At 71.6% G+C, this 17,077-nt stretch carries 14 protein-coding genes and 1 pseudogene; 10 read left to right on the forward strand and 5 right to left on the reverse strand.

All coding sequences use genetic code 11. The features are described from left to right. Nucleotides 1-125 precede the first annotated feature (125 nt). Nucleotides 126-1,082 carry a helix-turn-helix domain-containing protein gene (locus QK442_RS30450; RefSeq protein ID WP_282697312.1) on the forward strand — a complete coding sequence of 319 codons (957 nt, stop codon included), beginning with the start codon at nucleotides 126-128 and terminating at the stop codon, nucleotides 1,080-1,082. 182 nt (nucleotides 1,083-1,264) lie between these two features. Then, complete coding sequence (locus QK442_RS30455; RefSeq protein WP_282697330.1) at nucleotides 1,265-1,999, forward strand: hypothetical protein; 735 nt, start codon at nucleotides 1,265-1,267, stop codon at nucleotides 1,997-1,999. Between the two features lie 30 nt (nucleotides 2,000-2,029). On the opposite strand, the pseudogene QK442_RS30460 reads toward QK442_RS30455, so the two are convergent. The 4 genes and pseudogenes from QK442_RS30460 to QK442_RS30475 form a co-directional block, all read right to left on the reverse strand. Then, a pseudogene (locus QK442_RS30460) lies at nucleotides 2,030-2,224 on the reverse strand (hypothetical protein); the annotation flags it as partial. Nucleotides 2,225-2,493: 269 nt separating this feature from the next. Beyond that, nucleotides 2,494-2,889 carry a GNAT family N-acetyltransferase gene (locus QK442_RS30465; RefSeq protein WP_282697313.1) on the reverse strand — a complete coding sequence of 132 codons (396 nt, stop codon included), beginning with the start codon at nucleotides 2,887-2,889 and terminating at the stop codon, nucleotides 2,494-2,496. A 246-nt stretch (nucleotides 2,890-3,135) separates the two neighbouring features. Continuing rightward, nucleotides 3,136-4,311 (reverse strand): ISL3 family transposase, encoded by a 1,176-nt coding sequence (locus tag QK442_RS30470; protein ID WP_282697314.1) that lies wholly within the window; start codon nucleotides 4,309-4,311, stop codon nucleotides 3,136-3,138. A gap of 1,199 nt (nucleotides 4,312-5,510) precedes the next feature. Next, entirely contained in the window at nucleotides 5,511-5,753 is a 243-nt protein-coding gene (locus QK442_RS30475) for a CBS domain-containing protein (protein ID WP_349239692.1), read from the reverse strand. A gap of 980 nt (nucleotides 5,754-6,733) precedes the next feature. Between QK442_RS30475 and QK442_RS30480 the strand changes: the two genes are divergently transcribed. After that, complete coding sequence (locus QK442_RS30480; RefSeq protein WP_282697315.1) at nucleotides 6,734-7,888, forward strand: site-2 protease family protein; 1,155 nt, start codon at nucleotides 6,734-6,736, stop codon at nucleotides 7,886-7,888. A 193-nt stretch (nucleotides 7,889-8,081) separates the two neighbouring features. Further along, the gene (locus QK442_RS30485; RefSeq protein WP_282697316.1) at nucleotides 8,082-8,624 is read left to right on the forward strand and encodes a hypothetical protein; all 543 of its coding nucleotides are present in this window, start codon (nucleotides 8,082-8,084) and stop codon (nucleotides 8,622-8,624) included. Nucleotides 8,625-8,664: 40 nt separating this feature from the next. Here the strand turns inward: QK442_RS30485 and QK442_RS30490 are convergent, their stop codons facing one another. Beyond that, entirely contained in the window at nucleotides 8,665-9,114 is a 450-nt protein-coding gene (locus QK442_RS30490) for a Fur family transcriptional regulator (RefSeq protein WP_282697317.1), read from the reverse strand. Between the two features lie 188 nt (nucleotides 9,115-9,302). Between QK442_RS30490 and QK442_RS30495 the strand changes: the two genes are divergently transcribed. The 6 genes from QK442_RS30495 to QK442_RS30520 all read left to right on the forward strand — a co-directional run bounded on the left by QK442_RS30495 (nucleotide 9,303) and on the right by QK442_RS30520 (nucleotide 16,840). Continuing rightward, nucleotides 9,303-9,962, forward strand: a complete 660-nt coding sequence (locus QK442_RS30495; protein ID WP_282697318.1) for a choice-of-anchor M domain-containing protein — start codon at nucleotides 9,303-9,305, stop codon at nucleotides 9,960-9,962. A 75-nt stretch (nucleotides 9,963-10,037) separates the two neighbouring features. After that, the gene (locus tag QK442_RS30500; RefSeq protein WP_282697319.1) at nucleotides 10,038-11,855 is read left to right on the forward strand and encodes a choice-of-anchor M domain-containing protein; all 1,818 of its coding nucleotides are present in this window, start codon (nucleotides 10,038-10,040) and stop codon (nucleotides 11,853-11,855) included. A gap of 77 nt (nucleotides 11,856-11,932) precedes the next feature. Further along, nucleotides 11,933-13,471, forward strand: a complete 1,539-nt coding sequence (locus tag QK442_RS30505) for an anchored repeat ABC transporter, substrate-binding protein (protein ID WP_282697320.1) — start codon at nucleotides 11,933-11,935, stop codon at nucleotides 13,469-13,471. Then, nucleotides 13,471-15,189: a TIGR03773 family transporter-associated surface protein gene (locus QK442_RS30510; protein WP_282697321.1), complete on the forward strand. Its 1,719-nt coding sequence runs from the start codon at nucleotides 13,471-13,473 to the stop codon at nucleotides 15,187-15,189. The genes QK442_RS30505 and QK442_RS30510 overlap by 1 nt, the downstream gene beginning before the upstream one ends. Further along, complete coding sequence (locus tag QK442_RS30515; protein ID WP_282697322.1) at nucleotides 15,186-15,953, forward strand: anchored repeat-type ABC transporter ATP-binding subunit; 768 nt, start codon at nucleotides 15,186-15,188, stop codon at nucleotides 15,951-15,953. Before QK442_RS30510 ends, QK442_RS30515 begins: the two co-directional genes overlap by 4 nt. Continuing rightward, nucleotides 15,950-16,840 carry an anchored repeat-type ABC transporter permease subunit gene (locus QK442_RS30520; RefSeq protein WP_282697323.1) on the forward strand — a complete coding sequence of 297 codons (891 nt, stop codon included), beginning with the start codon at nucleotides 15,950-15,952 and terminating at the stop codon, nucleotides 16,838-16,840. The genes QK442_RS30515 and QK442_RS30520 overlap by 4 nt, the downstream gene beginning before the upstream one ends. Nucleotides 16,841-17,077 lie beyond the last annotated feature (237 nt).

Consider the following 17,077-nt stretch of genomic DNA (forward strand, 5'->3'; position numbering starts at 1 on the left):
GGTGGCGCGGCTCGCCGCGTGATTCGTCGCATGGTTCGTGGCGTGGTTCGTCATGCGTTCCAGCCTCGCCGGAGCCCCCGGGGCCGTACCATGGCATGAATGCCATCTTCCGACGGGATCCTGCCATGGCCGTCCATCGTGTCGCCGTCCTCGCCCTGGACGGGGTGTACCCCTTCGAACTCGGCATCCCGAGCCGGGTCTTCGGCGCGCTCCAGGACCGCTACACAGTCCTGACCTGCTCCGTCGACGGCGGACCCGTCGTCACCAACGCCGACTTCTCGGTCACGGTGGCACACGGCCCCGACGTGCTCTCGACGGCGGACACGGTGCTGCTGCCGCCCTTCGACCTCTCCCGCATCTCGCGCACGCTCCCGCCGGGGGTGGACGAGGCGCTCGCGGCGGTACGTCCCGGGGCGCGGATCGTGTCGATCTGCACGGGCGCCTTCGTACTGGCGGCCGCGGGGCTGCTCGACGGCAGGCCCGCCACCACCCACTGGGCCGTCGCCGACGTCTTCCGGTCCTGGTATCCGAAGGTGGCGCTGGACCCGGACGTGCTGTTCGTGGACGACGGCGACGTACTGACCTCGGCCGGCGCCGCCTCCGGCGTCGACGTCTGCCTCCACCTCGTACGCCGGGACCACGGAGCCGCCGTCGCCAACCACGTGGCCCGCGTCTGCGTCGTACCGCCGTGGAGGGACGGAGGCCAGGCCCAGTACATCGAGCACCCCGTGCCCCCGGCGTCCGCGAACGGCACGTCGGCCACCCGCCAGTGGGCGCTGGAGAACCTGCACGAGCCCCTGACGCTGACGGAGCTCGCGGCGCACGCCCGGATGAGCCTGCGCACCTTCGCGCGCCGCTTCAACGACGAGGTCGGAACAAGCCCCGGCCGCTGGCTGATCCAGCAGCGCGTCGCGCGGGCCCGGCACCTCCTGGAGACCACCGACCTGGCCGTCGACGACATCGCAGGCCAGGTCGGCTTCGCCACCGGCACCTCGCTGCGCGAACACCTCCACGCCGCCATCGGCGTCTCACCGATGGCGTACCGCCGCACCTTCAGGGGCACCGGTACGCCGACGGCCTGAGCACCGCCTCGGCGGCAGGGCCCGGACCGGCCGCGCGGCACAGGGCGGCCGGTTGGCGGGGAAGGGGCGGAGGTGGCCGGTCCTGTACGCGTGTTCTACCGTGGTCCGCCTGAGAAGTGGACCTGGGGGAGGGCGTGTTGGGGCGCAGAGGTGGTTCGCCCGCAGGCATGGGATGCCTGGCGATGGGGCTGTTCATGGTGTGGGGCTTCGTGGGGTACTTCCTCGCGGTGCCGGCCACGTTCGCGGCGGTGCTCGACGCCCAGAGCCCGCCGCAGAAGGTCGAGGGCTTCGCCCAGCACGCTTTCCTGTACGGGATGGTGGTGTCGGTGGCCTTCGTCGTGGCCTGGGTGGCCAGTCGGGGGCGCGCCTTCGTCTGGTGGCTGGTGGGAGCGAGGGCGGTCGCCCTCGTGGCCGTCGCCACGCTGGTGGTGGGCTGGGTCGAGCCGCGTGTCGCGGAGGCTTCCCCGAACGCCCGTGGTCTGGCGGCGGCGCTGGCCGCCGGCGCCGCCGGATTCGTCTTCTGGGCCGTGGTGCGCTGGTGGGACCGCAACCGCCGTCACCGGCCCGTCGCCGGCCAGATCTGGCTGGCCAGGGTGCCCTTCCGGGAAGGCGGGGGAGCGCTGCCGCACTACTGCGTCGTCCTGCGGGCCCGGTGGCGGTACGCGGAGGTCCTCCAGATCACGACGAAGAACAAGGACCACCGGGACGACCACATCCGCATTCCCAACCAGGGCTGGGACCACGTCTCCGGCAGGGACCACTGGGTGGAGATCGGACTGCCCCCTCGCCTCGTCGCGTACCAGGACTTCGAGAAGGCCCGCCCCCCAGGGCCGTTGCCCCCGCGACACCTGGCGCCTCCTCCGCGCCGCACGGCCTTCCTGACGAGCTCGTGGACGACAGACGATGACAGGCGGTGAGACACCGGGCCGGACCCCGCAGTCCACGCGGCCCTCCAGGACGGCTTCGCGTACGCAGCCGTAGGCGGTCCCCTGACCGGCGGTGACCAGGCAATGGGTGTCCATTCCCAGAGCGACCTCTTGGGCGTCGGGATCTTCTTCGCCCGCCATGAACAGCAAGACGAAGCCGCTGCCATCCTCGCGCTCGGCGAGGCCGGCGGCACGGGCCGTGAATCTGTACGTCATGACGCGGTTCCATCAACGCGCTCAGGCGGAGCCCGAGGCAGTGGCACCGACGTTCGAGCTCCACACGGACATCTTCATGCCTGACGCCCCCCCCGGCAGGCAGGTGGGGCCACTCCAGACCGTTCCTGCCCGGGGCCAAATCGCGGGTCTGGCCCAACTTGTGTGACGCGGTCACTCCCTGTGGCAGCCGAGAGCGGGTCGGGGACCTGGCAGGCGTCTTGATACCGCTCCTGGTCGCGTGTGTACCGTCGAGCGCTTGACCTGCGCTGTTACCGGGCAATCAGACCGGCTGCGGTCTCCTTGAAGCCGCAGGCGCCGAAATAGAACGGACGCAGGTGCTCCTCGAAGTCGACATGAAGCCATGCGCACTTCGCGGCACGGGCTTCACGCGCTGCCGCTGCGACCAGCGCGGCCCCGACTCCTTGCGCCCGGTGCTGCTGGGCGACCACCGTGTCCAGGATGAAAGCGTGGGCTCCACCGTCCCAGACGACGTTGACGAAGCCGATCAGGGAGTCTTCTTCCCACGCGCAGACCCAGCCCAAGCTGTGGCGCTCAAGCCGTGTTCGCCAGTCGGTCTGAGCGACCGGGTGGCCGAAGCCCTCGGCGTGTAGCGCGTTGAGGGCAGCGTTGTTGAAGCTGCCCCGCCACTGGTAAGTGATCGTCACGTCTCGATCGTAAGGTCCGCCCCGCGTCGGGTGACCTGATCATGAAGCGAGAAGAACTCGCTTGCGGAGAAGCTGGAAGCCTGCGCGGTCGAACATCTGACGCTTGAGCATCTTGATCCGGTTGACATGTCCTTCGACCGGACCCGGGCTCCAGGGCAGGGTGAGGCCGGCGGTGACGGCGTCGCGATCGCGGTCGATGCCGCGGCGAGGGTGTGGAGGCTGGGCAGATCGTCTTGCCGGACGGCGTCAAGCCAGTCCGGGAGCCGCTCGCCCTGACGCTCGGTGAGCATGGTCGAGAAGGAGCGGACGTGCCGGGTGAGGGCGTCCAGTTCGGCACAGGCGGGTCCGGACGTGCTTGAGCCGGAGCTGTTCGGCCTCGGAGAGGGCGTCCGGGTGACGAAGGATCCATCCGGCGATGGCGCGGGGCGAGGGCGGCCGTGCGGTCACGGGATGCGGTGACGCGCGTTTCTGGTGCAGGTAGGCGCGGACGCGCTGGTAGCTCCCCTTGCAGCCGAGCGGCACGATCTCCTCCCAGAGCTTCCAGGCATGGGTACAGCCGTCGTTCCACCGGTCATCGAGGTAGGACTTGTACTCGTCGAGGACGGAGGCTCGGTTCTGCCACTGGCCGGTGAAGAGGTCCTCCGGCTGGGCGGCGTCGGCGTACTTCTTGACGGTGCGGCTGGTCATGCGGAGTTGCCGCTGGATGGCGCGGCGGCTGTGTCCCGTTTTGAGCAGTGCGTGGACGGTGGCGTGTGTGGTGCGGGTGCGGTCGGCGAACCGGTGGCCGGTCGGCCACGGCGAGCCGGACGTTTCTTCCTCCGGGACCGGTGTGGGCTCGGGTTCGGGTGCTTCAGGGAGCAGAACGCGCAGGCAGCGGCGGTGCTGGGCGACGGTCCGCCCGGTGGCCTCTCTGAGGTTGTGCCACAGGCGCCACCGGTCCGCGACCTGGACGGCTTGCGGTGCCCCGGCGGCGGCGCCTTCGGCGAAGAACGGCGCGCGGTCGCGGCAGACGACTTCGATGCCGGGCCGCTGGGCCAGCCACGCGGCCGGCGTCGATGCCTCCCGGTCGGGCAGCAGGCCGACCGGGCGCCGCGTCCCGATGTCGACGAGGATCGTGCCGTAGCGGCGGCCCTTGCGGGTCGCGTACTCGTCGACGCCGACCACCCTCGGGGCCGGAGGCTCCGGCTCGGGAAGCGCGTCGACCAGCCGCAGGACCGTGCTGCGGCTGACGGTCACCCCGAACACGCGGGCCATCCGAGCGCCTGCCCGCCCCGCCAGCGCGAGGCCGACCGCGGCCAGGGTGGAACGCAGCCGCTCGGTCCGCCGGCCATGACGGCGGGCCAAGCCCGGTATCTGCTCGACGAACGTCCGCCGCCCGCACGCCGGGCTTGCGCACAGGAAGCGGCGGACCTGAAGCACCATCTCCGCTGAACCGGCCCGTCACGTCGCAGGTTCCGCGATGCGCCCGCCCGATGGGAAGCCGCTCGGCCGCCGGCTCGACCTCGTACGGCCCTCCCGCCCGGAACCCGCCGAGCGTGCTCCGGGTCGTGGCGAGCACGTGACCCTCGCGCCACCGTTCCTCTTCGAAGGCCAACCCGACTGCTTTCTCGCCGACCCGGAAGGCCAGGGTGACGCCGACCACCGCTCCTGCGGGAAGGTCCATGGTTTCCCGTACGTCCGTGTCCGACGGAACGGTGATCCGGCCCAGTTCGTCCGACACCAAGGCGATGCCCATCAGCTCGAAGACCGCCATGCCGGACCCACGACCTCCTGCTCTGAGCCCACGGTGGGGATGACGTCCGTCGCCTCGCCGTTCCTGCCGGCCCGCGCCGTCCACCGTACGCGGTGGTGGGGACGGGCTTCGGTGTCCTGGGGGCCACCACACGGCCAACACCACCAGGTACCCATGACCGTCTCTCCCTCCGACGGGCGCGCGTGGATGATGTCGGCAGCCGGCCACCCGTGCGCTGCCCCCGGACGCGGCGGAACCGGACCGGGAGGTGTCCCACATGGTGAGGCGTCTTCGGTCGCTCCTGCTGGGCGTGGGTGCGATGAACTCGCCACGCTTCGCACCGGCCGGCCTGGCGACTCGGCGCCGGCCGAGGCTCCGATCAGTGCCTTCGCCGGATCGCTCCGGACCACATGCTCCGCGCTCGGACCCCCGTCACCGACCTGGGCGAGCACGGTCCGGATCTCTTCCGAGAGGGCCTTCCGGGCCTCGTCCTCGTCGAAGGGCGGCCACCGGCGGCGCGGAGCCTCGTACGGCGCCCGGTACGTCGTAGGCCGCCACCACGTCCACCGTCGCCCCGGCCAGCCGCGCGTGCCGCACGGCCCGGCGCAACGCCTCGTACGACGCCGGAGAGCCGCCGACCCCCACCACCACGTGGGAGTTCCCGTCCGTGGTGTTCATGGCTCGGTCCCTCCCTCTTCAGCCCGAGGCCGGTGGTCCGGGCTTGGGCGCCGGTCGAGGTGCCGGCTCAGGCGTGGGCTGTGGCGTGGGCTTCGGCGCCTGTGGATCGACGGGGAACGGACGAGTGGGAGGCGCGGGACGCGGGTCAGGTCCCTGAGGGAACGGACGGGTGGGTGACCCCGTCTGCGGGTTCGTCATCGTGCACCACTCCTTACGCACGCGGCCCCAGTCCTCCACCGGATTCCGGCGCCGTCTCCGGATCCTTCTCGACCGCCAGGTCGCCGAGCGTGACGATGCCGACGAGCCGGCCGTCCGCGACGGTCGACCGTCGCACTGCGTGCTGCCGCATGAGTTCGACAGCATGGTCGAGAACGTCATCGGGCCGAACGGTCACCGGTTCGGTGCTGCATCCCGCATGGACCGCGGTGTCTGCGGGCTCTTTGCCCTCCGCCATGGCACGCACGACGAGACCGCGGTCGGTTAGGTTCCGACAAGGAGGTCAGCGTGCCCACGGCCACCGGGTGATCGGTCACGACGCCGTGAACAGACCGGGTCATGTCCACGCCTCCACCCCGATAGGGAGCCATGCTGGGCGCCTACCCGAGCCCCCGAGTACTACGCACCCACTGCTCGGGCACTGGTCGCCTCCCACGGGCAAAGCGGGTGGAACAGGGCCGCTTGGTTGCGATGACGCTCCGGGAGGCCCAGAGGCCGTCGCCCGCTGCTACTCGGCGTCGATGCGCGAACCCGTTGGGTGGGGTAGCGCACCGTCCGGCCTTTGGCCAGATGACCGCATCGGCACACAATGGATGTGCGCAGGTGATCCATCACGGGAAGCAGTTCCGCCCGGCGGAAGGACCGCCATGATGACCAAGAACGATCACCCGGCTCCGGACGTACGCCGCCCCTTCCCCCGTCGCAGGCCCGGGGGTCCGCCAGGCACCGGCCGGCGCCACCTGGGCGGTCCGGGAGCCGTCCGCCGAACCGGGCATCGTGATGCTGTCCGCCACCGGTGAGTTCGACGTGGACACCATGCCCTGCCGGCACGAGGCGCTCGCCGCCGCCCGCTTCAGCCACCACCGGCTCGTCCTCGCCGGCCCGATCACCCCACCAGCTGCGCCGGCTGTTCGTCCTGACCGGAGCCCTCCGGCTGTTCCGCACCACCAGGAGCCGGAGAAGCGTCGGACTCGCCTGACCACGCACACCGGACCAGGCGGCTCTCGGCTGGTCGCCGCTCTGATCGGTAGCGGGCGCGGTGCTTCGCCGCCGACGCCGCGGTCCGTAGTTCCCGGCGCTCCCGCAGGTGGGCCCTCGGGCACCGGCCCGGCAGCGCTCTGAGCAGGCGGTCACCGTACCGGTCCGGTCACCGGAAGTGCCTCGCGGGCCTGCCGGCTCGGGCGGAGGGCGGCCTGCTTCAACCAATGGGAGACGGAGATGAACGGCTCGGTACGGATCGGACGGGTTCTCGGCGTACCGCTGCGCATCCACTGGACCGTGCCCCTGCTCGTGCTCCTCTTCGGGTACAGCCTGGGAGCGCAGACGCTCCCCGCCTGGCTCCCGGACCGGTCGAACGCCGTGTACACGATCGCCGGGCTGGTGGGGTCCCTGCTGCTCATCGGCAGTCTCCTGGCCCATGAGGCCGCGCACGCGGCCATCGCCAGGAGGAAGGACATCCCCGTCCAGGACGTCACGCTCTGGGCACTGGGCGGGATGACCCAGATGGGCAAGCCGCGCACGGCCGGCGCGGCCTTCCTGGTGGCCGTGGGCGGGCCGGTCACCAGCCTCGTCGTCGGCGGGGTGGCGCTCGGTGCGGGCCTCGGGCTGAACGCGCTGTTCGGCTGGGCGGTACCGGCGGCCGTCCTGGTGTGGCTGGCATGGGTGAACTTCCTGTTGGGGGTGTTCAACCTGCTGCCCGCCGCGCCGCTCGACGGAGGGCGGGTGGTGCAGTCGGTCATCTGGTGGCGTACCGGAGACCGGGACCGGGCCGAACGAGCAGCCGCGCGCAGTGGCCAGGTGCTCGGCTTCCTGCTGATCGCCGGTGGCTGGCTCCTCGTCCTGCGCGGCGCCCTCGGCGGCCTGTGGTCGATGATCATCGGCTTCTTCGTCCTCATCGTCGCCAACGCGGAACGACGCCAGACCGAAGTGGCCGCGGCCCTGCACGGGGTACGGGCGGCCGACGCCATGTCGAGCCCCGTGGAGACCTGCCCCGACTGGCTCACCGTGGAACGCTGCGTGGACGAGGTCGCGTTGCGGACCCGCCATTCCGCCCTGCCCCTCATCGACTTCGAAGGCCGCCCCAGCGGCCTGGTCGACCTGCCGAGCCTCGCGAAGATCCCCGTGACGCAGCGCGGGACATCGCGCGTACGTGACATTGCGACCCCGCTGTCGCAGTGCACCACCTGCACCCCTGGCGACCTCCTGGAAGACGTCCTCGAAAAGGTCCGCCCGAGCAGGAGCGGCACACGGATCCTCGTGACCGAAGGCGGGCTTCTGGCGGGCATCATCACCGCACGTGACATCGACCGGCTCGTCCAGCGCCACGCACTCCGCGGTACGGACAGCGGTCAGAGCGACGGTACGGACACCTGACGAACCCCTCCGGGCTGAAGGCCGCCAACCGGGTGCTCGACGATCAGGCGCTGGTCGAGACGGCCGCGAGGAGCGGAACGACCGGTGTGACGACATGCCGGGACGGCCCCGAAATCAGGCGGGTCAGCGACGGGCGCCGTACATCCGCCTCCCGTAGTCCACCGGGTACGAGACGCGCGAGCGGGAGGCCGGCATGCCGATCAGTCACGCCGCCGACGGCAGCACCCTTTTCGTGACCGTGCACGAGCAGCTCGCCGCCACCGACCGAGCAGCAGCCGCCTTGGAGATCGAGGCAGCCGCCCACACCCACCACCCCCGCCGCGTCACCGTGCGCACCCCGGCCGGCGAGCCCACCCCCGCCATGCTCAGCGCCGTCGTCCGCGCACACCGCATGTGCGACCACCTCGGAATTCCCCTGGCCCTCACCGGCGCGACCGCCTCCGCGCAGCGCCTGTTCACGAATCTGCGTTTCGTCGGACCCTGGCAACCGACATCGTCACCGCCTCGGCCGACGCCGACCTGGACACGCTCCTCGCCCGCGCCGCCGAGGCCGACCGCTCCCGTCTCCTGCGTGGTGACGGTCGGCTGCGGCACACCCAAGCCCCCGGGCGAGAAGGATCACGTCCAGGGAGCGGGTGAGCGCCGGATCCGGCACCACCCGCCCAGCGATGCACGACCGGCGACTGAGCCCACGCTCGGATTCGCCGGAAGGAGCGGCATCGGCTCCCGGCCGTGACCGAAGTCGGATCGCCGCGCGCGATGCCCCGTCGCCGCACTCAGCAGGCGGTTGCCGACGGGCGTCGGCAGTCTGCGCAGACGCCCGTGAGTTCCAGGGTGTGGTGGATGTCGCTGAAGCCGGATGCGGCCGGTACGTCGGCGACCCAGCGTTCGACGACTTCGGTGTCGACCGGATGGCTGCGGCCGCAGTCGCGGCACATCAGGTAGTGGCGGTGCCCGCCGGCGGAGCGGATCCGGTACAGACGTTCCCCTGCCTCGTCGCGGACGATGTCGACCTGGCCGGCGCGTTCGAGGGCCTGGAGCACGCGATACACCGTGGTCAGGCCCGTGGGCACCCCTGTCGCGACCAGCGACGCGTGCAGAGCTTTGGCCGAGACGAAGTCGGGTGAGTGCGCCAAGGCGGTGTGCACGGCTTCGCGCTGACGGGTCGTACGTCTCCACGCGCCGGGCTGAGGTTGCGTCCGCGGCCCGGATTCAGCCCGACTCACGCCATGTCCTCCTGTCTCCTCGTGAGGCTGGGGATGACTGGCCAGCTTAGATAGTAATGAAATCCATGTGCAACATGTGCCGCGCCCGTGTGGCGGGGTGGCGGGACGGGAGTTGCGATGGCTTAACGAAAATGATTATCGTCTCGGTGTTCCATGACGGACATGGACATGACCCATGGGGGGTTGCTTTGCACACCCGTAAGCGCCTGCTGACTGTCACCGGCGTGGCCGCCGCCGCGCTCGCCGTGGCCGGTCTCCAGAGTTCCGCGTTCGCCGCGACCACGATCTCCAACGGTCACGTCGACGTCCTCGACGCGGAGTGGGACGGCGCTGCCTTCGCGCTGCACGTGCACGACGAGACCAACGCGGTCGAGTACGACCCGGCCGACGCGGTCCTCTCCGTACCGGCCGCGGCCAAGGTCGCGCGCCCGTCCGGCACGCAGTACGCCTTCCTCGGCACCGGCGCCCAGGTCTGGGTCCTGCCCCAGGACGAGGCCGCGGCGACCGCCAAGAACATCCTGTGGCCCGGCATCTCCACCGAGCACCTGGCCACCGGCGTGTTCGCCAACAACACCGTGCAGTACAAGCTCGGCACCGTGACGCGCAACGGCGTCGCCACCGACGACTTCAGCGTCTACAAGGTCAACGGCACGTCCGTGGACCGCTACTGGGACAGCGGCACCACCACCTCGTACAAGAACAAGACCTTCGCCGTCGGCGGACACGACCACGCCAACTGGGCCTTCGAGGAGCCCGGCACCTACAAGGTGAACTTCACCGTCACCGGCACCGTCGGCGGCGTCGCCAAGTCGGCCACGGCCACGTACACCTTCACCGTCTCCAACTGACCGGCCCACCGACCGCGGTGACCCGCCCGTGCCCGCCGCGCGGGCGGGTCACCGCCTTGGCAAGGAGGCAGGACCATGAGCGTCCTGACACACGGCCGGCGCGCCGTCGCGGCGACGGCCGGCACCCTGGCCGCGGCGCTGCTCGCCGCGGCGGCCGGACTGGTCGCCGCCGGTACGGGGACCGCCCACGCCGAAGGCGGAGCGGTGGTGCTCGCCCAGGGCGACATCGACTTCGTGCCCCAGCTCGCCGACGGCCGGCTGGACCTGCGGATCGCCGACCGCACCGGCGCGGCGACGGTGGTGCGCGAACCGTCGGACGTGGTGCTGCACGTGGTGCCCGAGGCGAAGGAATCGATCATCTCGCCGGTCAACCCGATCCTCGGTGACGGGCTCTACGGTTGGTTCCTGAACGGCCGTCACGCGAAGGAGATCTTCGCCCTGACACCCGGCTGGACGGGGCCGCCCGGGGCGCAGTCGGTCGAGGTGACGCTCGACCGTGCCCAGGGGGAGGGGCGGTTCGCGCTCTACACCTTCACCGAAGAGATGGAGTGGTCGGATCAGGAGCCGGTTCAGCACCTCAACAGCGAAGATCCCGCGTACCGCTCCTTCGCACTGCCGCAGGGAACCGGCCGGTTCGCGCCCACCTGGGGCTTCGCCGCCGAAGGCGTCCACCGGCTCACCCTCACCGTGAGCGCGACACTGGCCGACGGCAGCAAGGTCAGCGACACCGAGACCCTCGCCGTCGCCGTCGGCTCGACGGACCCGACGCAGGTACGGCCCGGTGACGGCACCACCACACCGACACCGACACCGACGCCGACGACACCCACGCCCACCAGCCCCACCACCACCCCGTCCACGCCCGCCCCGACACCGACCACGACGGCACCCACCGTGCCCGTCATCGACGACGGGCACATCGACCTGGCCGCCCGCCCGGTGGAAGCCGGCGGACTCGCCTTCCAGATCAAGGAAGGCACACCCCAGAGCCCCCGGTGGCACGAGCCCGACGACGTCGTCATCCACGTGAAGCCCGCCGCCAAGCGCCGCATCACCGAGGCCTACGACTTCCTCGGCACCCCCGGCGACCCCGTGTGGTGGCTCCCCTCCAGCCAACTCGCCGGACTCGTCTGGCCTGGCTGGAACACCGAAGGACTCCCCGCCACCCAGGTGAGAGGCAGGGTCACCTACCGGGTCGACTCCCTCCAGGGCCCCGGCACCCTCGCGATCGTCAACGACAACTCGATGGACAGCACCATCCTCGTCAACAGCGGCGACGGGCTCCCCGACGCGTTCGAGCACACCGCGGGCAGCCACTCCCACTCCGCGTGGGCCTTCACCCAGGAAGGCGTCTACCGCGCCACCTTCACCGTCGCCGCCACACTCACCGACGGTACGAAGGTCAGCGACACCGCGACGATCGCCTGGGCCGTCGGATCCGTCGATCCCACGACGGTGAAGCCGGGGCGGGGAACCGAGCCCCCCGCCCCCACGACGGCCCCGCCCCCCACGACCGCCCCGTCCACGGCGACCCCGACCGGCACCGGGACCCCGACCGGCACCGGGACCCCGACCGGCACCGCGTCCGCGCCCCAGCCCGGACCGTCCCACTCCGGCCCGTCCGAGCCCGGCCCGTCCGGGTCGCCGTCCGCACCGGCCACCACTGCCACGGCCGGCCCACCGGACACGTCCACCGGCACCACGGGCACAGCGGGCGGAGCCGGGAACGGCGGCGACGCCACCGGAGGGTCGACCGGCGGCCGGCTGGCCTCCACCGGCGCCCCCGCACTGCTGCCCGTCGGCCTGGCGGTCGCCTCCGTGGGCGCGGGGGTGGTGGCCTTCCTGGTGGCACGACGCCGGACCCCCGAGGAAGCGTCCGCCACCACCCCATGACCACCGGCTCCGGGGGCTCACAACCGTCCCTCCCGCTCCCGGAGCCGGTCCTCCGTACCCACCAAGGAGTTTCCGTCGTGCGCACCGCACCACGAAGAACCGCACTCGCACTGGTCAGTGCCCTCCTGCTGGCCGGCTGCTCGGCCACCGGCCCCGGCACCTCTGACGCCGCCCTGACGGTCTCGACGACCACCGGCATCATCGCCGACCTGGTACGCCAGGTCGGCGGCGAGCGCGTCGACGTCACCTCGATCGTGCCGCACCACGGCGATCCCCACTCCTACGAGCCGAGCCCGGGCGACACGGCCAAGGTCGCCCGGGCCGACATCGTCTTCTCCAACGGGCTGCTCCTGGAGGAGCCCGGAATCATGAAGATGATCCACAACAACGCCCGCAAGGGTGCGCCGAAGGTCGAGATCGCGGGCAGGCTGGAGCAGTTCGGCGGCACCGTGATGAAGCTGGAGGAGGACCTCGGTCTCGACGTGCTGTGGCTGGGCTGGGCCGTGGAGGGCGAGGTCGCCGGCGACGGCGCCCACGTCCGTACCACCGCCGTGAAGCTCACGGGGCCGGGGGACCTGCACGTCTACCTCACCGACACGCTCGGCAACCCCACCAGCTACATCGACTCCTCCGACGGCCTCGACGCCAAGGACTCCTTCACCCTGCCGCCCGAGGCCCACACCCACGTCAACTGGGTCTTCACCAAGCCGGGTACGTACGAACTGACCGTACGCGGCCAGGTCGAGGCCCTGGACGGAGCGAAGACGGACGCCGGTCAGGGCACTGTCACCTTCACCGTCGGCGGCGCCGCCCACAACAAGGCGGCCGCCGGACGCAAGAGCCTCGACGGCGGCCACGCCGACCTCACCCTCAACGCTCAGCAGAAGACGGTCTACGTACGGACCGACGAGAAGGTCACCGGCGAACGGGTGCGCATGGACGGCACGGCCGTGGCGCTGAACGTGCCCGACCGGGCGAAGCAGCAGGTGCCCAGGGAGCCGCAGTACCGCTTCCTCGGCACGGCCGGCCAGGACATCTGGGTCCTCCCGCAGGCCGTCATCGGCAAGCACGTCCACGGCGACATGGACCCGCACGCCTGGGGCGACGTCTCCAACGCCGAGGCGTACGCCCGCCGCATCCAGGCCGAACTCACCAAGGCCGACCCCGCCGGCAAAGCCGTCTACGAGCGCAACACCAAGGCGTACCTGAGCAGGCTCGCGGCCCTCCACAAGGAGATGGCCGCCACGCTCGCGACCGTCCCCAAGGCCAACCGCAAGCTCATCACCACGCACGACGCCTTCGGCTACCTCGCCAAGGCGTACGGCATGGAGGTCGCCGGGTTCGTCGTCCCCGTACCGAACCAGGAGCCGAGTGCCGCCGAGGTCGAGAAGCTGCGCAACACCATCCGGGACAAGAAGGTCCCGGCAGTCTTCCTCGAACCCAACCTTGCCGCACGCGCCGACATTCTGCGCCGAGTCGCCCAGGACGAGGGCGTCGGTCTCTGCACGATCTACGGCGACTCCTTCGACGACAAGGTCCACGACTACGTCGGGATGATGCGCCACAACGCCGACGAACTCGCCCGCTGCCTGGGTGGAAAGGGAAGCAAGGCCTGATGACGAGCGTACGGAAGAAGGGGACGAGGGGGACGAGGGGGACGGCGGGCCGGATCGCGCTGGGCTGCGCTCTCGGTACGGCCCTGATGCTGACACCGGCCGCGGCGGCCGTCGCGGCCCCCGACGAACCGGGCCCGGCCGGCACGACGGCACCCGAGGCACCGCTCTCACCCACCGCGCCGGTGACCGGTCCGGTGGTCGACGTCGACGACACACACCAGGTGGTGGTGCCGGACGAAGCCGCATTCGCGTTCCTGGGCGCGCCGGGTGCGCGGGTATGGGACATCGAGGAGCCCGTCGACACCGCCGGACTGACCCTCACGGGCGTCGAGGGCCCGGGCGCCCTCGTGGTCCACCGGGCGGGGGAGGAGGGCGAGGCTCCCGAACCGCTGGTGCACAGCGGCGATGCCGAGGGGATGCCCGAGGACGGGTACGCGATCCCGCCTCGTACCGCCGACACGACCGGCCCCGTCGCTCGCTGGGCGTTCACCACCCCGGGCACGTACCGGCTCACCCTCGCCCACGCATCGGGGGAGACGGAGCCGGCCCGCAGGACGACCACGCTGACCGTACGGGTGGGGGACGCAGCCATCACGACGCTCCCCGCCCCGGTCCCGACGCCGGACCCGTCCGGCTCGACGTCCCCTTCCTCGCCGCCGGCCCTCGCGGAGCCGGCCCCCGTGGAGCTGGCCCTCGCGGAGCCGGCCCCGCGCGAACGGAGCGACCTGCTCCTGGGCGCGCAGGCCGCCGAGGCGGCGCCTGTCTCGGCGACGGCCGCGACGGAGAACACCGCCGAGGAGAACGCCGCGACGGAGAACAGCGTCGAAGAGAAGGCCGCGACGGAGAAGAAGGTCCTCGACGACGGGCACCTCGACATCGCCGCCCGGGTCGTCGACGGGACGCTGCAGATCCAGGTCAAGGACGGCACGGTCCCAGGGAAGACGACGTGGCGCGAGCCCTCCTCGGTCGTGCTCCACGTCAAGTCCGCGGCGAGGAAGCAGATCCCGGCAGGGGAGGCCTTCTCCTTCCTCGGCAAGGCCGGCGAGCCGGTCTGGCTGCTCGACCAGGTCCAGCAGGAGGGTCTGCTGTGGCCCGGCTGGTCCACCGACAACGTCGAGGCGGGCGCCCTCAAGGGCGGCGTGAAGTTCGACCTGACCAAGGCCGAAGGACCCGGCGGCTTCGCCCTGTACACCTACGACGGACTTTCAGGCGCCACCGTGCTGTTCAACAGCAAGGACGGCGTACCGGACACCATCGACGTGCCGGCCAACACGCACGCGCACGGCGGCTGGGCCTTCGGCGGTGAAGGCGTCCACCGGCTGACCCTCTCCATGACCGGAACCCTGGCGAACGGCTCGGCCTCCACCGACACGGAGACCTTCACGTTCGTGGTCGGGGACGAGACCGCCCCGGGTGCCGTCAGCCCGTCCGGGTCCGGGTCCGGGTCCGGGGGATCGTCCTCGGGACCCGACGGTGAGCCCGGTTCCGACGACGGCGGCTCCGCGTCCGGAGGGCCCGAGAACGGAGCGGAGAACGGCACGGAGAACGGCGCGGACGACGGCAGGGCGGCGGGCAAGGGCACCTCGGGCTCCATGGCCGCCACGGGTGCCGAAGACGTCGCCGTCCTGGGCGGCGGCGCCGTGGCGCTCGCCGCCGCCGGCACAGCCCTCGTCGTGATGAACCGGCGCCGGGAGCAGCGGAACGGAGCTCGGGCATGAGCGGCAGCGACCCCGTACTGCGGGCCGAAGACGTCACCGTCGTCCTCGGCGGCCGCGTCGCCCTCCAGGACGCGCACCTCTCCGTCGGTGCCGGGGAACTGGTCGGGCTGATCGGACCCAACGGCGCCGGCAAGACGACTCTGCTGCGCGCCGTCCTCGGCCTGACCCCGCCTGCGGCCGGCCGCGTTCTCGTGGCCGGGCAGCCGGTCTCGGAGGCCCGCCGGCTGATCGGCTACGTGCCCCAGCGGCACGAGTTCGCCTGGGACTTCCCCGTCGGCATCGCGGGCGCCGTCCTGTCGGGCCGTACCCGGCGGATCGGCTGGCTGCGCAGGCCGACGGCGGAGGACCACGCGGCCGTGGACCGGGCATTGGAGCTCACCGGCCTCGCCGACCTGCGGCGCCGGCCCATCGGCGAGTTGTCGGGTGGCCAGCGCCAACGCGTCCTGGTGGCCCGTGCCCTGGCCGCGGAACCACGGATCCTGCTCCTGGACGAGCCGTTCACCGGCGTCGACGTCCCCACGCAGGAACTCCTCAACGACCTGTTCGGCCGACTGGCCGAGGACGGAACCGCCCTGCTGATGACCACCCACGACCTGGCGGCCGCCGCCCGCACCTGCACCCGCGTCGTCCTGCTCAACCGGACCGTGGTCGCGGAGGGCGGCCCGGAACTGCTGTCCGACCCGGACCGTATGCTCCGGGCCTTCGGCCTCGACCGCGCCACCCTTCCACGGCAGCGGAGCGCGGAGACGGAGGCGGCGGCGTGATCGAGTTTCTGATCGGCCCCTGGGAACTCCCCTTCATGCAGCGCGCCTTCGCGGTCGCCGCCGTCGTCGGCCTGGTCTGCGGCGTCGTCGGCGTCTACGTCGTCCTGCGCGGCATGGCCTTCATCGGCGACGCCGTCGCCCACTCCGCCTTCCCCGGGGTGGCGCTCGCCTACGCCCTGGAGGGCAACCTGCTGCTCGGCGGAGCCGCCGCCGGAATCACCACCGCCGTCCTCATCGCCTTCGTCTCCCAGAACCGGAGGCTGAAGGAGGACACCGTCATCGGCGTCTTCTTCGCGTTCGCCTTCGGCCTCGGCATCGTCCTCGTGTCCACCCGTGACAGCTGGACCACCGACCTGTCCTCCTTCCTCTTCGGCCAGGTCCTCGCCGTCGGCCCGGAGGACGTCTGGACGGTGGCGGCCGTCGGGGCCGTCCTCGTCACGGTCGTGCTCCTCCTGCGCAAGGAACTCATCGCCGTCACCCTGGACCGCGAGACCGCCCGCGCCGCCGGCCTGCCGGTCTTCGGCCTCGACCTGGTGCTCTACATCGTGGTGACGACGACGATCGTCATGTCCCTGGAGGCGGTCGGCAACATCCTCGTCCTCGCCCTGCTCATCACCCCGGCGGCGACCGCGCGCATGCTCACCGACCGGCTCGGCGTCATGACCGCTCTGGCGTCCGGCATCGGCTGCGCCGGCACCCTGGGCGGACTGTACGTGTCGTACGCCTACGACTTGGCCGCCGGCGGCTCCATCGTCGTCGTCCTCACCGGCCTCTTCGCCCTCACCTGGTGCCTCGCCCCGAAACACGGCCTCCTGGCGCGCGCCCGCCGCCGAGCGGTGCCCGCCGCCAAGACCGGGCCTGAGCCCGCGCAGACCGCGACGGCGTAGGCGACGGCCACGCGACAACAGCCTGTGGGGCACCGTGAGAACTTCGCGGCGCCCCGCAGACTTGTGGCTCACGGAAGCCGGAACGGACCGAGCCGGTCCTCCTCCACCTGCGGCAGCCTCTGCTCGGCGGGACCGGACCCGCGCTGTCCAGGGCCGGCCGCGACCCGGGGAAGTACTCGGTCGGCATACCGACGGCGGAGCGGACATCGCTCTCGCCCAGGAAGGGTGGTGCTCGCC

The sequence above is a fragment of the Streptomyces sp. CC208A genome, assembly GCF_030010625.1.
GTDB lineage: Bacteria > Actinomycetota > Actinomycetes > Streptomycetales > Streptomycetaceae > Streptomyces.

What these genes read in the sequence shown, in the direction of transcription:
- QK442_RS30510 (WP_282697321.1), top strand. Translation starts at nt 13,471, where the DNA reads ATGACGAGCGTACGGAAGAAGGGGACGAGGGGGACGAGGGGGACGGCG.
- QK442_RS30480 (WP_282697315.1), top strand. Translation starts at nt 6,734, where the DNA reads ATGAACGGCTCGGTACGGATCGGACGGGTTCTCGGCGTACCGCTGCGC.
- QK442_RS30515 (WP_282697322.1), top strand. Translation starts at nt 15,186, where the DNA reads ATGAGCGGCAGCGACCCCGTACTGCGGGCCGAAGACGTCACCGTCGTC.
- QK442_RS30455 (WP_282697330.1), top strand. Translation starts at nt 1,265, where the DNA reads ATGGGGCTGTTCATGGTGTGGGGCTTCGTGGGGTACTTCCTCGCGGTG.
- QK442_RS30500 (WP_282697319.1), top strand. Translation starts at nt 10,038, where the DNA reads ATGAGCGTCCTGACACACGGCCGGCGCGCCGTCGCGGCGACGGCCGGC.
- QK442_RS30485 (WP_282697316.1), top strand. Translation starts at nt 8,082, where the DNA reads ATGCCGATCAGTCACGCCGCCGACGGCAGCACCCTTTTCGTGACCGTG.
- QK442_RS30470 (WP_282697314.1), bottom strand. Translation starts at nt 4,311, where the DNA reads ATGGTGCTTCAGGTCCGCCGCTTCCTGTGCGCAAGCCCGGCGTGCGGG.
- QK442_RS30475 (WP_349239692.1), bottom strand. Translation starts at nt 5,753, where the DNA reads ATGGCGGAGGGCAAAGAGCCCGCAGACACCGCGGTCCATGCGGGATGC.
- QK442_RS30450 (WP_282697312.1), top strand. Translation starts at nt 126, where the DNA reads ATGGCCGTCCATCGTGTCGCCGTCCTCGCCCTGGACGGGGTGTACCCC.